General features: G+C 69.2%; 12 protein-coding genes and 1 tRNA gene. 12 read left to right on the top strand and 1 reads right to left on the bottom strand.

Annotated features, from left to right (window positions below):
* Positions 1-6: 6 nt before the first annotated feature.
* Complete coding sequence (gene rpmH, locus ACK4IU_RS02260; RefSeq protein ID WP_103259146.1) at positions 7-141, bottom strand: 50S ribosomal protein L34; 135 nt, start codon at positions 139-141, stop codon at positions 7-9.
* A gap of 235 nt (positions 142-376) precedes the next feature.
* On the opposite strand from rpmH, the gene ACK4IU_RS02255 reads away from it, so the two are divergent.
* The 12 genes from ACK4IU_RS02255 to ACK4IU_RS02200 all read left to right on the top strand — a co-directional run.
* A complete protein-coding gene (locus tag ACK4IU_RS02255; protein WP_409731198.1) occupies positions 377-1,111 on the top strand; it encodes a TVP38/TMEM64 family protein in 735 nt (244 codons plus the stop codon).
* Positions 1,112-2,527: a dihydrolipoyl dehydrogenase family protein gene (locus ACK4IU_RS02250; protein WP_409731196.1), complete on the top strand. Its 1,416-nt coding sequence runs from the start codon at positions 1,112-1,114 to the stop codon at positions 2,525-2,527.
* 106 nt (positions 2,528-2,633) lie between these two features.
* On the top strand, positions 2,634-3,974 hold the full coding sequence (locus ACK4IU_RS02245) for a sensor histidine kinase (RefSeq protein WP_409731436.1): 1,341 nt from the start codon (positions 2,634-2,636) through the stop codon (positions 3,972-3,974).
* A 49-nt stretch (positions 3,975-4,023) separates the two neighbouring features.
* Positions 4,024-4,100 (top strand) — tRNA-Arg (locus tag ACK4IU_RS02240).
* Between the two features lie 192 nt (positions 4,101-4,292).
* Complete coding sequence (locus tag ACK4IU_RS02235) at positions 4,293-6,305, top strand: CocE/NonD family hydrolase (RefSeq protein ID WP_409731195.1); 2,013 nt, start codon at positions 4,293-4,295, stop codon at positions 6,303-6,305.
* Between the two features lie 79 nt (positions 6,306-6,384).
* Positions 6,385-7,494 carry a succinylglutamate desuccinylase/aspartoacylase family protein gene (locus tag ACK4IU_RS02230; protein ID WP_409731193.1) on the top strand — a complete coding sequence of 370 codons (1,110 nt, stop codon included), beginning with the start codon at positions 6,385-6,387 and terminating at the stop codon, positions 7,492-7,494.
* Positions 7,495-7,524: 30 nt separating this feature from the next.
* On the top strand, positions 7,525-9,126 hold the full coding sequence (locus ACK4IU_RS02225) for a peptide ABC transporter substrate-binding protein (protein WP_409731191.1): 1,602 nt from the start codon (positions 7,525-7,527) through the stop codon (positions 9,124-9,126).
* A gap of 12 nt (positions 9,127-9,138) precedes the next feature.
* Complete coding sequence (locus tag ACK4IU_RS02220; protein WP_409731189.1) at positions 9,139-10,062, top strand: ABC transporter permease; 924 nt, start codon at positions 9,139-9,141, stop codon at positions 10,060-10,062.
* Positions 10,052-10,924, top strand: coding sequence for an ABC transporter permease (locus ACK4IU_RS02215; protein ID WP_409731187.1), 873 nt, complete (start codon positions 10,052-10,054; stop codon positions 10,922-10,924). Before ACK4IU_RS02220 ends, ACK4IU_RS02215 begins: the two co-directional genes overlap by 11 nt.
* The gene (locus ACK4IU_RS02210) at positions 10,914-11,885 is read left to right on the top strand and encodes an ABC transporter ATP-binding protein (protein WP_409731186.1); all 972 of its coding nucleotides are present in this window, start codon (positions 10,914-10,916) and stop codon (positions 11,883-11,885) included. Before ACK4IU_RS02215 ends, ACK4IU_RS02210 begins: the two co-directional genes overlap by 11 nt.
* Entirely contained in the window at positions 11,882-12,853 is a 972-nt protein-coding gene (locus ACK4IU_RS02205; protein WP_409731184.1) for an ABC transporter ATP-binding protein, read from the top strand. Before ACK4IU_RS02210 ends, ACK4IU_RS02205 begins: the two co-directional genes overlap by 4 nt.
* On the top strand, positions 12,850-13,100 hold a 251-nt coding region (locus ACK4IU_RS02200), incomplete at its 3' end, for a hypothetical protein (protein ID WP_409731182.1). The genes ACK4IU_RS02205 and ACK4IU_RS02200, both read left to right, overlap by 4 nt.

Below are 13,100 nucleotides of genomic sequence, written 5' to 3'. Positions count from 1 at the left end.
GGTCGATCAGGCGGTCAGCTTGTGACGGCCCTTGGCGCGGCGGGCGGCCAGGACCAGACGGCCGTTCTTGGTGGCCATGCGCGCCCGGAAGCCGTGGCGGCGCTTGCGAACCAGGTTCGACGGTTGAAAGGTGCGCTTCATCGCGGCTCTCCATCAGACGTGACCCGAAAACCATTAGGATTCGAGGCCGGTAACTTGAAGCCCGTGATTTACGGGCGGTCGCGGCCCAAGTCAACGTGGCCCGGGCGGATTTCCTGCAACATTTCCACGACCGGCCGCAAGAAATGTTGCAGCCCTGCCGGGTTTGAGCCGACCGGGATCAAGGCCGCGTGAACCCCCTGTCGCGCCGCGCCAAGCTGGGCCATGGTCAGGCCCCATGCAAGGAGCCCCCGTGACACCCGCCCCTTCGTCCTCGACCTGGCTGCGCCGCCTGCCGATCCTGGTGATCCTGGGTGCGGCGCTGGTTGGGGCCGTAGTCCTGCGCGACGATCTGAGTTTCGAGGCGCTTGCGCGTCACCGCGATGAGCTGCTGGCCTATCGGGATGCGCATTACCTGTGGTCGGTGCTGGTCTTCCTTGCGGCCTACGTCGCCATAGTCGGCCTCAGCCTGCCGGGCGGAACCATCGCCACGCTGACCGGCGGTTTCCTGTTCGGTCTGTTCCCCGGCGTGCTCTACAACGTCCTGGGCGCCGGGACCGGGGCGGTCCTAATCTTCCTGGCGGCGCGCTCCGGTTTCGGCGAGGCCCTGTCGCGCAAGCTTGAAGGGGCTGGCGGCAGGGCGGCGCGGTTGCAGTCCAGCCTGCGCGAGAACGAATGGTCGGTCCTGTTCCTGATGCGCCTCGTGCCGCTGGTGCCCTTCTTCATCGCGAACCTGATCCCGGCGCTGGTCGGCACCAGTCTCTGGCGTTTTGCCGTCTCGACCTTCCTCGGGATCATCCCGGGGGCGCTGGTCTTCACCTCGGTCGGCGCTGGCCTGGGCGAGGTTTTTGCCCGGGACGAGGCGCCGGACCTTGGCGTCCTCTTCACCCCGCCCGTTCTGCTGCCGCTTCTGGGGCTTGCCGCCCTCGCCGCGCTGCCGATGCTGTTGCGCGCCGTCCGGAGGATGCGCTGAATGGGACGGATCGAGACCGACATCTGCGTGATCGGCGCCGGATCGGGTGGGTTGTCGGTCGCAGCGGGCGCGGTGCAGATGGGCGCGCGTGTCGTGCTGATCGAGGCGGGCGAGATGGGCGGCGACTGCCTGAACGCGGGCTGCGTGCCATCGAAGGCGCTGATCGCCGCGGCCAAGGCGGCCGAGGCACAGCGCCGGGGCTTCCGCGGCATCGCCGGGGTCGAACCCGCGGTGGACTTCGGCGCGGTCAAGGACCATGTCCGCGCGGTGATCGCGGCGATCGCCCCGGTGGACAGCCAGGAGCGTTTCGAGGGCCTCGGCTGCACCGTCATTCGCGCTTTCGCCCGTTTCACCGGCCCGCGCGAGGTGCAGGCCGGGGATGCGACGATTCGCGCCCGGCGCTTCGTCATCGCCACCGGCTCGCGCCCCTTCGTGCCGCAGGTGCAGGGGATCGACACGGTGCCCTACCTGACAAACGAGACGATCTTCGACCTGCGCGAGAGGCCCCGCCACCTGATCGTCATCGGTGGCGGACCGATCGGGGTCGAGATGGCGCAGGCGCACCGGCGGCTGGGCTGCGAGGTGACGGTGATCGAGGCCGCGCATGTGCTGGGCCGCGAGGATCCCGAACTGGCCGCCGTGGTCGTTCAGGCCCTGCGGCACGAGGGGATCGCGCTGGTCGAGGGTCAGCCGGTGGTGCGGTTGGCCGGCGAGGAGGGCGCCGTCGAGGTGACGCTGGGCGACGGGCAACAGCTGCGGGGGACGCATCTTCTCATGGCGGTCGGGCGCCGGGTGGCGCTGGACGGCATGAACCTCGAGGCGGCGGGCATCGCCTACACGCCCAGGGGCGTGACGGTGGATGCGCGGCTGCGCTCGACCAACCGGCGGGTCTATGCCGTGGGCGATGCGGCGGGGGGGCCGCAGTTCACCCATGTCGCAGGCTGGCATGCCGGAATCGTGATCCGGCAGGCGGTTCTGGGTCTGCCGGCCAGGGCCGATCCCCGGGCGATCCCGCGCGCGACCTACACCGACCCGGAACTGGCGCAGGTCGGCCTGACCGAGGCCGAGGCCCGCGCCACGCATGGCGATGCGCTGACCGTCCTGCGCGCAAGCTTCGCCCACAACGACCGCGCCCAGTCCGAGGGCAGGACCACGGGCCTGCTCAAGGTCATGGTGGTCAAGGGCCGCCCGGTCGGCGCGGGCATCGTCGGTCCGCAGGCGGGCGAGCTGATCGGGCTCTGGGCGCTGGCGATCTCGGCCCGGCTGAAAATGTCCGCCATTGCCGGCATGATCGCGCCCTATCCGACGCTGGGAGAGGTTTCCAAACGCGCGGCGGGCGCCTATTTTAGCCCGAAGTTGTTCGAGAACCTGGGGTTGAAGCGCGTGGTGGGCTTCATCCAGCGATGGGTTCCGTGAAGCCGGACCAGGCAGGTTCGGGTGGAAGGTTCGGGTGGCCGAAAGACGCAAGAGCTTTCTCAACACGCTGTCCGGGCGCTTCCTGATCCTGACCGTCATCTTCGTGATGCTGGCCGAGGTGATGATCTTCGTGCCCTCGATCGCACGCTATCGGGCGGATTTCCTTCTGACCCGGCTGAAACAGGCGCAGATCGCTGCCCTGACCCAGCTTGCCGCCGACGCTCCGGTCTCGCCGGACCTCGAGGCCGAGCTTCTGAAGAACGCCGAGGTCTACAACGTCGTCCTGCGCCGGGACGAGGTTCGGCAGCTGGTCCTGTCCTCGCCGGTGCCGGACGAGATCCATGCCTCGTATGACCTGCGCATGGCGGGACCCTGGGAGCTGATCCGCGATGCCTTCGCCACGCTGCTCGACCCGGAAAACCGCATCGTCCGGGTAATCGGCTACCCGGTGCAGGAGGCCGGCACGCTGATCGAGGTGACGATGGAGACGCGCCCCCTGCGGGTCGCCATGATCGACTACGGGCTGCGGATCCTGATCCTGTCGGCCCTCATCTCGGTCGTCACCGCGTTCCTCCTGTTCCTTGCCGTGCGCCGCCTGCTGGTGCTGCCGATCCGCCGGGTGGTGCGGCACATGCGCGATTATGCCGAGGCACCCGAGGATGCGCGGCGCGTGATCACCCCCAATGCGGATGTCGAGGAGCTGCGCATGGCCGAGGAGGCTTTGCAGTCGATGCAGACCCAGCTGACCGGCGCCCTGCGGCAAAAGGAGAGGCTGGCGCAGCTGGGCGGTGCCGTGGCCAAGATCAGCCACGACCTGCGCAATGTGCTGACCACGGCGCAGCTGTTCGCAGACCGGATCGAGGGCAGCGCCGACCCGGTCGTGGCGCGGTCGGCGCCAAAGCTGATCGGCTCGATCAGCCGCGCGGTCTCGCTTTGCGAGGCGACGCTGGCCTTCGGCAAGGCCGAGGAACCGCCGCCGCAACTGCGGCGCCTGAACCTCGCGCAACTCGCCGCCGAGGTCGTCGAGGGCGAGGGCCTCGGCCCCGACTCTTCCATCACCTGCCTGATCGACATCCCGCCCGGAATGATGATCCGCGCGGATGGCGAACAGCTCTATCGCGTCCTGTCCAACCTGATCCGCAACGCCCGGCAGGCGATTGAGGCGACGGGCCAGCCCGGAACGATCGAGGTCTCGGCGGGCGAGGACGAATCGGAATGGTGGATCCGGGTCGGCGATACCGGGCCTGGCCTGCCGGCCAAGGCACGCGAGCATCTGTTCTCGGCCTTCCAGGGCGGCGCTCGGAAGGGCGGCACGGGCCTCGGCCTTGCGATCGCCGCCGAGCTGGTGCGCGGTCACGGCGGCCGGCTGGAACTGGTTCGCTCTGACGCGGAAGGCACCGAGTTCGCGATCCACCTGCCGAAAGGGACCAGTGAGATTTCCGCGTGATTTGGCCCTTGCATTGCCCGCCCGAGGGGGCTACATCGCCCTGCATCGCGGACCCGTAGCTCAGCTGGATAGAGCATCAGACTACGAATCTGAGGGTCGGGCGTTCGAATCGCTCCGGGTCCGCCACTCGCTTCGATGGCTCAGGCTGAAAGGCCCGGGCCATTTTCTTTTTCCCGGGCCGCACCGCGTCGCCGCCGGGACAGATCAGACCCTTATGTTGCCCCGACATATGGCTGCCTGCTACGCATGGCTCAGGCGCAACGCCCCGGACCCGGACCGTCCGGCGGCCGCGGTTCCGCTTCGGGGAAAGGATTGCACTTGGCACGGATCCGCAGCGACTTTCCGCATCCGGTCGAGGTGGTGGAAAACCTGTGGATCCCGCTGCCAGACGGCACTCGGCTTGCTGCCAAGCTCTGGCGTCCGGCGACGGGGCGGCATCCGGCGATCCTGGAATACCTGCCCTATCGCAAGCACGACGGCACCAGGGGGCGCGACCAGGGCCTGCACATGTATCTGGCGGGGCATGGCTATGCCTGCCTCAGGGTCGATATCCGCGGCTGCGGCGAAAGCGAGGGGCTTCTCGACGACGAATATTCCGAAGTCGAGCTGCGCGACGGTTGCGACGTTGTCGCCTGGATCGCGGCGCAGGACTGGTGCGACGGGCAGGTCGCGATGATCGGGATCAGCTGGGGCGGCTTCAACGGCTTGCAGATCGCGGCGCGGCAGCCCCCGGCCCTGAAGACCGTGATCGCCGTCGGCTTTACCGACGACCGCTATGCGACCGATGTCCACTACATCGGCGGCTGCCTGTCGAAGGACAACATGGACTGGTCGGGGACAATGGTCGCGGGCATGGACCTGCCGCCGGACCCCGCCCTGCACGGCCCCGCATGGCGCGACCTCTGGCGGCAGCGGATCGCGGCGAACCGCCCCTGGGGCCTGACCTGGATGCGCCACCAGCGCCGCGACGCCTATTGGCGGCACGGCTCGGTCTGCGAGGACTTCGCCGCGATCCGGGTGCCGGTCTATGCGGTCTCGGGTTGGGCCGACAACTACTCCGAGGCGGTGCCAAGGCTGCTCGCCGGGCTCGGCCCGGACCGCTGCCGCGGGCTGATCGGACCCTGGGCCCATTCCTTCCCGATGGACGTGACGGTCGGCCCGGCGATCGGCTGGCTGCAAGAGGTGCTGCGCTGGTGCGACCACTGGATGAAGGGCCTGCCCACCGGGATCATGGACGAACCCGCGCTGCGGGTCTGGATGCAGGACTCGGTGCCGCCGCGCACCTGCTACACCCACCGCCCCGGCCGCTGGGTGGGCGAGGATCACTGGCCCAGTCCTCGCATATGGGACTGGGCGCTGTATCCTGCGGAAGGGCGGTTGCAGGACCGACCGGGCGCAGGCGCGGCCCGCATCCGTTCCCCCCTCTGGGTCGGCGCGGCGGCGGGCGAAATCGGCCGCTACGGCGACGAGGCCGACTGGCCCACCGACCAGCGCGAGGATGACGGCGGGTCGCTGGTCTGGCGGACCGCCCCCCTGGCGGAAGCGGTCGAGATCCTCGGCGCGGCCCGCCTCGTGCTGCGCGTTGCCTCGGACCGGCCGCTGGCGCTGGTCGCGGTCAGGCTCTGCGACATCGCGCCGGACGGGGCCTCGACGCGGGTCACGCTGGGCCTTTTGAACCTCGCGCATCACCGGGGCCACGACCGGCCTCGGGCGCTGGTCCCCGGCCAGCCGGTCGATGTGATGGTGGAACTTGACGACATCGCCCATGCCTTCCCGGCCGGCCACCGCATCGGGCTGTCGCTCTCCTCGGTCTACTGGCCCATCGCCTGGCCCTCGCCGCAGCTGGCGACGCTGACGGTGGACCTTGCCGCGACGCGGCTGATCCTGCCCGTCCGACCGCCCCGGCCAGAGGACGCCGCCCTCCGCCCCTTCGACCCGCCCGAGATGGCGCCGCAAAGCCCGGTCATCCACCACCCCGTCACCCCCGCCCATCCCCGCCGGGTGACGCGCGACCTCCTGTCGGGGCGGATCGCGGTGGACTTTCCCCGCTGGTGCTATGACCACGAGTTTCCCGACATCGGCATACGGCAGGCCAGCGAGGGCCATGCCCGCTATCTCATCACCGAGGGCGACCCGCTCAGCGCCGCGATGGAAACCGCCTACCGCGTGGTGCAGACCCGCGCGGATGGCACCTTCACCCACGAAAGCCGCAGCCGTATTACCTGCGATGAAACCCATTTTCATATCCGGGCGGAAACCGTGATCCTGGAGAATGGAACCGAGATCGCGCGCCGGGACTGGACCGAATCGATCCCGCGCGACCACATCTGACCACCCGGGAAAGCGTTGACATGACCGGGTCGGCCAGCGCAAGCTTTGATCAAATACTCCCGCCCCACCAGAGGTGTGCATGAGAACCGAGACCGTGCCCCTCTCCGGGCCAAGTCCAGGCACCACGCGGGTCCTGACCCGCCATCACTGGGGGCAGGAGGGCAGCCGGCCCAAGGTCTATCTGCAAGGCGGCCTGCACGCCGACGAGATGCCGGGTCCGCTGGCGCTCTACCACCTGATGCCGATGCTGGACGCGGCCGAGGCCGAGGGCCGCCTCAAGGGCCATGTCGTGGTCGTCCCGCTCGCCAATCCCATTGGCCTGTCGGAGTGGCTCTTGCACAAGCCGGTCGGCCGGCGCGACCTCGAGGGCGCGCACAACTTCAACCGCGGCTATCCCGATCTGGCGGCACTCGCCGGCGACGCGCTGGAGGGGCGGCTTGGCGAGGACCCACAGGCCAATGTCGCGACGATCCGCGCCGCCTTCGCCACCGCCCTGGCCGGGGCGAAGATCGAAACCGAGGTGGACGAGCTGCGCATCCGCCTCATGCAGGCATCGCATGACGCCGACATCGTGCTCGACCTGCATTGCGACCACCACGCGGTGATGCATTTCTACGCCTCGACCGCCCGGCCCGAGATCGCGGACCTTCTGGGCCGCTGCACGGGGTCGGTGCTGGCGCTGATCGAGGATGTCTCGGGCGGCAACGCCTTCGACGAGGCGCATACCGCCCCCTGGCGGGCCCTGCGCGACAGGTTCGGCGACCGGGTGCCGCAGCCCTGCTTCTCGACCACGCTGGAATACCGCGGCCAGGGCGACGTGTCGGACGAACTCGCCCTCCGCGACACCAAGGGGCTCATGGCCTTCCTCGCCGGCGCGGGCGTCCTGACCGGCGGCCCCGCCCCCGCGCATGGCCCGGCCGAGGAACTGCCGCTCGCCGGCGCGGTGGAGTTCATGGCGCCGATCGGCGGCATCGTCAGCTGGATCACCCGCCCCGGCGACCGGGTGACCGAGGGCCAGGTGCTGGGCCATGTCACCAACGCCGCCGCCCGCCGCCGCGAGGAAATCCGCGCGCCCACGACCGGCATCCTCTTCCGGCAGGAGCTTTGGACCAGCTGCCTCAAGGGCCAGGGCCTCTGCCATGTCGCGGGCCGCGAGATCCGGCGGCAGGGCGATCTTCTGTCCGACTGAACGAACACAGACATCAGGGAGGTGCGGCAGATGACGGGACTTCGCAAGGGACTGGGCGCCTGGCTTGCCGGCGCGGCCATGGCGCTGGCGCTGGCGGCGGGGCCGGCGCTGGCCGACGACACGCTGGACCGGGGCATCGGGTCGGAATGGTCCTCGCTCGACCCGCAGGTCAATTTCGACGCGGCCGCCGGCTGGATTCTCGCCGACGCCTACGAGGGCCTCGTCACCTTCGACCCCGACGGCGCGATCATCCCCGGCGCCGCCGAGCGCTGGGAGGCGAGCGCGGACGGCAAGACCTATACCTTCCACCTGCGCGAGGGGCTGAAATGGTCGAACGGCGACCCGCTCGTGGCGCAGGACTTCGTCAACGGCGTGTTGCGGACGCTGGACCCCGCCACGGTGTCGGAGAAGGGCTATTACTTCTACTCGACGATCAAGGTGAAGGGCGCCGCCGCACTGGCGAATGGCGAGACGACCGACCCGTCCGTCCTCGGCGTCACCGCCCCTGACGACCGCACCCTGGTCATCGAGATGGAGACCCCCGCGCCGCATATCCTGGACCTCGTCGGCGCCTTCCAGTTCGCACCGCTGCATTCCCCGAGCTTTCAGGCGGGCGGCGCGGGCGTGTTCATCGACCCGGCCAAGGTCGTCTCGAACGGCGCTTATGTGATCCGCGAGGTCGTGCCGCAAAGCCATGTCCTGCTGGAGAAGAACCCGAACTACTGGGACGCGGCCAATGTGAAGATCCCCTTCGTCAAGTATCATGTGACCGAGGACGTGGGCACCGAGCTGAAACGCTATCAGGCGGGCGAGATCGACATCACCTACGACATCCCCCTGGCCGATCTGGAGCGGCTCAAGGCCGAGACGCCGGACGAGGTGCGGATCTTCCCCTCGACCTATCTGATCTACTACAGCTTCAACCTGTCGAACCCCGACCTCGCAAACATCGACCTGCGCCGGGCGCTGTCGCTCGCGCTTGACCGCGACACGCTGGAAAACCGCATCGTCAAGGGCGGGGCGACGCCGACCTTCAGCTATGCCGGCGGCTTCGATCCCGACTACGCCGGCCCCGCCATCGCCGAGGCCGGGATGAGCCAGGCCGACCGGGAGGCGCTGGCGAAAGAGCTTTACGCCAAGGCCGGTTACGGCCCGGACAACCCGCTGAAACTGTCCATCGCCACCACCGTGGCCGAGGCGAACATCCGCCGCGCGCAAGGGGCGGCGCTGATGTGGAAGAAGGTTCTGGGCGCCGATGTCTCGGTGAACTCGATGGAGCGGAAGGCCTGGCTCGACCTCTTCTACACCGACGACTGGACCATCTTCGCCGACAACCTGGTAGGCGATTTCGCGGGACCCGAGACCTTCCTGTCCTACATGCGCCCCTCGTCGGAACCCGGCTATGACTGGGTGAAACCCGAATTCGATGCGGCGATGGACCTGGCGGCCGAACAGCCGGACAAGGCGACGCGCTACCCGGAACTGGCCAGGGCCGAGAAGCTCCTGCTTGACGACTACATCTTCGCGCCGATGGCCATCGAGCCCAACCGCCACCTCGTCAAGCGCAACGTCAAGGGCTTCGGCGCCTCGGCGGCGGGCTATCACAACAGCCAGTGGATGGTGCTGGAGTAGTCCGGGCCGGCGATGCTGCGCTTCATCGGGAAACGGCTGTGGCACGGGGGGCTGACGCTGGCGGCGCTGGTGACGCTGACCTTCTTCGTCATGCGCCTCGCCCCCGGCGGGCCGTTTTCCCGCAACCGCAAGATCAGCCCCGAGGTGCAGGCCAACATCGAGGCGGCCTTCCATCTGGACGAACCGCTCTGGATGCAGTTCGGCCGTTTCGTCTGGGGGGTGCTGCGGCTCGACCTCGGCCCCTCGACCCGGCACCGCGACTATTCGGTCAACGACCTCATCGCCTCGGGCCTGCCCTATTCGCTGACCATCGGCTTCTGGGCGGTGGTCATCGCCACCCTCGTGGGCGTGGCCCTGGGGCTGGCCGGGGCGCTCAGGCGGAACTCGGCCACTGACTACCTGGCCGGGCTGGTGGGCGTCGTGGGCATCGCCATCCCGATCTTCGTCATCGGCCCGGTCCTGCAGGCGACCTTCGCCCTGCGGCTCGACTGGCTGCCGGTGGGCGGGATCGGCGAGGGCTGGCGGTCGCTGATCCTGCCGGTGATCGTGCTGGCCCTGCCGAACATCGCCTATATCAGCCGCCTGACCCGGACCTCGATGATCGAGACCCTGCGCGAGAACCATGTCCGCACCGCGCGCGCCAAGGGCATCGGCTGGCGGCGCGTGCTGTGGCGCCACACGCTGACCGGCACGCTCTTGCCCGTCATCGCCTATCTCGGCCCGGCGACGGCGGCGATCATCACCGGCTCGATCCTGATCGAAACGATCTTCGCCGTCCCCGGCATCGGGCGGCATTTCGTCGATGCCGCGCTGAACCGCGACTATCCGCTAGTGATGGGGATCACGCTGCTTTACGGCGCGATCCTGATCCTGTTCAACATCGCGACGGACGTGATCCGCGCGCTGCTCGACCCGAGGATCCGCAATGAACGTTGAGGCCGCCCTCGCGCCCGGCGTCTCGACGCTGCGGCTTCAGGCGAGGCGCTTCCGCCAGAACCGCCTGGCGATGGCCTCGGCCGTCGTGCTGGCGCTGATCGTGGCGCTGTGCTTCCTCGGCCCCTTCGCCTTCCCCTTCACCGGCGAGGACGCAGACTTCGACAACATCTCGGCCCCGGCAAGATTCACCTGGCCGCACCTGTTCGGCACCGACGACTTCGGCCGCGACCTTCTGGTGCGCGTGCTGGAGGGGGGGCAGGTCTCGCTGACGATCGGCTTCTTCGGCGCGCTGGTAGCCGGCGTGATCGGTGTGCTTTACGGCGCGGTGGCGGGCTATGCCGGAGGGCGCACCGACGGGGTGATGATGCGGCTGGTCGAGGTGCTATACGGCTTTCCCTATGTGATCCTGGTGATCCTGCTCAGCCTCCTTTTCGGCGGCGGCAACATCGCCCTCTTCGCCGCCATCGTCTTCACCCTCTGGCTGACCCCGGCGGTGATCGTGCGGGCTCAGGCGCAATCCTTGGCGCAGAGGGAATTCGTCCAGGCTGCCCGAGCCGGAGGCATGACCGGCCCGGCCATCGTGGTGCAGCACATCGTGCCGAACTGCGTCTCGACCGTGATCGTCTATGGCTCGCTTCTGGTGCCCGAGGTGATCCTGTCGGAAAGCTTCCTCTCCTTTCTCGGCATCGGCATCAAGGAGCCACAGGCGAGCTGGGGCAACCTGATTCAGGCCGGCACGGCGGCAATGGGCAGCGACCTGCGGCTTCTCCTCTTGCCCGGAGGCCTTCTTGCCCTCGTCCTCCTCTGCCTCAACTTCATCGCCGATGGCTTGCGCGATGCCTTCGATCCCAATGACAGGTAGCCTTCTGTCCATAAGGGACCTCGGCGTCCGCTTCCGCCTGCCCCATGGCGAGGCCGTGGCCGTGGACGGCGTCTCGCTGGAGCTTGCGGCGGGAGAGGTGCTGGGCATCGTCGGCGAAAGCGGATCGGGGAAAAGCCAGATCCTTTACGCGATGATGGGGCTTCTGGCCGCGAACGGCCGGGCTACGGGCCAGGTCCTGTTCCAGGGCCAGGACCTTCTGGCCCTGCCGCCCGACCGGCTCGACCGGGTGCGGGGCGACCGGCTCTCGATGATCTTCCAGGACCCGATGACCAGCCTGAACCCCTACATGCGCGTGGGCGACCAGCTGGCCGAGGGGCTGATCGTCCACAAGGGGATGGGCAAGGCCGAGGCCCGGGCCGAGGCGGTGCGGATGCTCGACCGCGTCCGCATCCCCGACGCCGAAGCCCGTGCCCGCCGCTATCCGCACGAGTTTTCCGGCGGCATGCGGCAGCGGGTGATGATCGCCATGGCCCTGCTGGCCCGGCCGAAGCTCCTCCTCGCCGACGAACCCACCACGGCGCTTGACGTCACCATCCAGGCGCAGGTGCTGGACCTGATGGCCGAACTCGGGCGCGAGACGGGGACGGCGATCATCCTCGTGACCCACGACCTTGGCGTCGTCGCCCGGCTGTGCGACCGGGTGGCGGTGCTTTACGGCGGGCGGGTGATGGAGGAGGCGCCGGCGGAAACCCTGTTCGACTCGCCGGCGCATCCCTACACGCGCGGGCTTCTGGCGGCGATGCCCCGGCTGGAAACCGCGCTGACCCCGCGGCTCGGCACGATCCCCGGCACCCCCCGATCGGGCGGGTCCGTCACCGGCTGCCCCTTCGTGGACCGCTGCGAGGCCCGCCTGTCCGTCTGCGCGACCGACCGCCCGCCGCTGCGCGACCTGACGCCAGGCCACCGCGCCGCCTGCCACCTGACGTGGGCCGCGCCATGACGCTGTTGCAGGCCCGGAACCTCGGCGTGGGCTACCGGATCCCCGGGCCGGGCCTGTTCTCCGCCCCGCGCCTCCTGCCCATCGTCCACGATGTCTCCTTCACGCTCGCGGCGGGGCGGACCCTCGGCGTCGTCGGCGAGTCCGGCTGCGGCAAGTCCACGCTTGGCCGCGCGCTCCTGCGCCTGATCGAACCCAGCGCGGGCCAGGTCCTCTGGCAGGGGCAGGACATGGGCCTGATCCCCGAACTCCGCCGCCGGCGGTCCGAGATGCAGATCATCTTCCAGGACCCGATCGCCTCGCTCGACCCCCGGATGACGCTGGCCCGCATCGTCAGCCGCCCACTGGCGACCTTCGAGCCTCAGCTTTCCCGCCGCGAGGCCCGCGCCCGCGCCATCGAGGCGCTGGGACAGGTCGGCCTCTCGCCCGATTTCGCCGACCACTATCCGCACGAACTGTCCGGCGGCCAGGCCCAGCGCGTCGGCATCGCCCGGGCGCTGGTCGGGCGGCCGAAACTGATCGTCTGCGACGAACCCGTCTCGGCGCTGGATGTCTCGATCCAGGCCCAGGTCATCAACCTGTTGATGGACCTCCAGGAACGGATGGGCCTTGCGCTGGTCTTCATCTCGCACAACCTCGCCGTGGTGCGCCACATCAGCCACGAGGTGATGGTGATGTGCCTCGGCCGCGTCGTGGAACATGCCCCGCGCGACGCCTTCTATGCCCGGCCCCTGCACCCCTATTCCCGGGCGCTGATGCAGGCCGTCCCCGAACCCGACCCGAGGCGCGAGAAGGGCCGGATCGGCACCGCGCTCCCCGGCGAGCTGCCCTCGGTCCTCTCGCCCCCGCCCGGCTGCGTCTTCGCCAGCCGCTGCCCCCGCGCCGCCGACCTCTGCCGCACCACCCGCCCAGACCTGCGCGAGGTCGCCCCCGGCCGCCTGGCCGCCTGCCACTTCATCGAGGATCCATGACCGATCTTGCCGCCCTCTGGGCCTCTGTCCCGCAACTGTCCAACATCCACGCCAGCGAGGACGGCGCCTGGGCCTTCTGGTGCATGGCCGGCCCGACCGAGACCGAGAATGTCTGGTGCGCGCCCATCGACGGCTCCGCCCCGCCGCGCATGCTGACCGACGGGCAGGACCACTACCTCATCCGCGACGTGGCCCCGGATGGCAGCCGCCTGGTCCTGGCCCAGTCGCTGAACGCGAACGAACACGA

Origin of the sequence: Tabrizicola flagellatus (assembly GCF_046295235.1) — a bacterium.
Taxonomy (GTDB): domain Bacteria; phylum Pseudomonadota; class Alphaproteobacteria; order Rhodobacterales; family Rhodobacteraceae; genus Tabrizicola; species Tabrizicola flagellata_A.
Note: the sequence above shows the minus strand (reverse complement) of the source record. Positions and strands in the feature narration are given on the sequence as shown.

What these genes read in the sequence shown, in the direction of transcription:
- ACK4IU_RS02250 (WP_409731196.1), top strand. Translation starts at nt 1,112, where the DNA reads ATGGGACGGATCGAGACCGACATCTGCGTGATCGGCGCCGGATCGGGT.
- ACK4IU_RS02210 (WP_409731186.1), top strand. Translation starts at nt 10,914, where the DNA reads ATGACAGGTAGCCTTCTGTCCATAAGGGACCTCGGCGTCCGCTTCCGC.
- ACK4IU_RS02230 (WP_409731193.1), top strand. Translation starts at nt 6,385, where the DNA reads ATGAGAACCGAGACCGTGCCCCTCTCCGGGCCAAGTCCAGGCACCACG.
- ACK4IU_RS02220 (WP_409731189.1), top strand. Translation starts at nt 9,139, where the DNA reads ATGCTGCGCTTCATCGGGAAACGGCTGTGGCACGGGGGGCTGACGCTG.
- ACK4IU_RS02205 (WP_409731184.1), top strand. Translation starts at nt 11,882, where the DNA reads ATGACGCTGTTGCAGGCCCGGAACCTCGGCGTGGGCTACCGGATCCCC.
- ACK4IU_RS02245 (WP_409731436.1), top strand. Translation starts at nt 2,634, where the DNA reads ATGCTGGCCGAGGTGATGATCTTCGTGCCCTCGATCGCACGCTATCGG.
- ACK4IU_RS02215 (WP_409731187.1), top strand. Translation starts at nt 10,052, where the DNA reads ATGAACGTTGAGGCCGCCCTCGCGCCCGGCGTCTCGACGCTGCGGCTT.
- rpmH (WP_103259146.1), bottom strand. Translation starts at nt 141, where the DNA reads ATGAAGCGCACCTTTCAACCGTCGAACCTGGTTCGCAAGCGCCGCCAC.
- ACK4IU_RS02225 (WP_409731191.1), top strand. Translation starts at nt 7,525, where the DNA reads ATGACGGGACTTCGCAAGGGACTGGGCGCCTGGCTTGCCGGCGCGGCC.
- ACK4IU_RS02255 (WP_409731198.1), top strand. Translation starts at nt 377, where the DNA reads ATGCAAGGAGCCCCCGTGACACCCGCCCCTTCGTCCTCGACCTGGCTG.